The organism is Azohydromonas sediminis (assembly GCF_003574675.1).
Taxonomy (GTDB): domain Bacteria; phylum Pseudomonadota; class Gammaproteobacteria; order Burkholderiales; family Burkholderiaceae_C; genus Calidifontimicrobium; species Calidifontimicrobium sediminis.
The window spans coordinates 1-963 of sequence record NZ_QOAZ01000093.1; the positions used below are offsets into that span (position 1 = coordinate 1).

Annotated in this window: 1 protein-coding gene; it reads right to left on the minus strand. The window is 70.3% G+C overall.

All coding sequences use genetic code 11. The annotated features are described in order from the left end of the window. A partial coding sequence (locus DRV96_RS17765) for an ISL3 family transposase (RefSeq protein WP_119293614.1) occupies positions 1-932 on the minus strand: 932 nt, incomplete at its 3' end. Positions 933-963 lie beyond the last annotated feature (31 nt).

The following is a 963-nucleotide window of genomic DNA, read 5'->3' on the forward strand; positions in this document are numbered from 1 at the left end:
CTCTTGAGCGTCGAGCGCTGCAGCCAGTGCATGGCATCGAGCTGGTGGCGACTCCAGCCGGCGGGGTTGCGCCGCATGCCCCACAGCAGTTGCCTGAGCGTCTTGCCGTCGTCGGCACCCAGCGCCGATCGCACCGTCTGCGCGTCGTCGACCATCTCCGCGCGGCGCACCTGGTCCATCGCCTCGATGGCCATCGAGACGACGTGGAAGCGGTCGTAGCTGATCTGCGCCTCGGGCAGCGCAAGCGCGACGCCCTTGGCGTAGGCCGCACTCATGTCCATGCACACGTGGCGCACCTGGGCGGGGTCGCCGCCGTGCGCCTTCAGATCCTCGGCGAACTCCACCACCGTCTGGTGGTCGCGCCCCTCGGTGGCGAACAGCAGCCGCTTCAACTCGAGGTCGTGCACGACGGAGATGTAGTGCTGGCCACGCCGCAGGCTGGTCTCGTCGATGCCCACGATCTGCACGCCCGCGAAGTCCTCCAGCGCGCGTGCCTGCTCGACGTAGAACTCGATGCGCCGCCACAGCTGCTTGTCTTTGCAGCGCAGCAGCGCCGCCGCCTGGCGCACCGGCAGATCGCGGCACAGAGCCAGCGCCAGCGCCTCGAACGCGGCGGTGAAGCCCGAGCCCGCTCGCGCCCACGGCACGGCCACCTGCGTGGTCTTGCCGCAGTCGCCGCAGGCCACGCGCGGCACGTCGCAGTGCAGCCAGGCCTCGAACTGGAAGAAGTCCAGGTGCCGCCAGGAGCGGCGCATACGGTCGTGCACTGGCTGCGCAGCCGCCCCGCAGGCCGGGCAAGCCAGGCGCGCCTGCGGGCAGCCGATTTCGAAGTCGATGCGGCGCTTGGCGGTGTCGAGCTTGACGTCCTCGACCACCCATGGCGGCTGCAACCCCAGCGCGCTGGTGAACAGCGCTTCGACCCCGACGCTCATCGAATCAACTCCCCAGGCGAAGCCCGCCCCG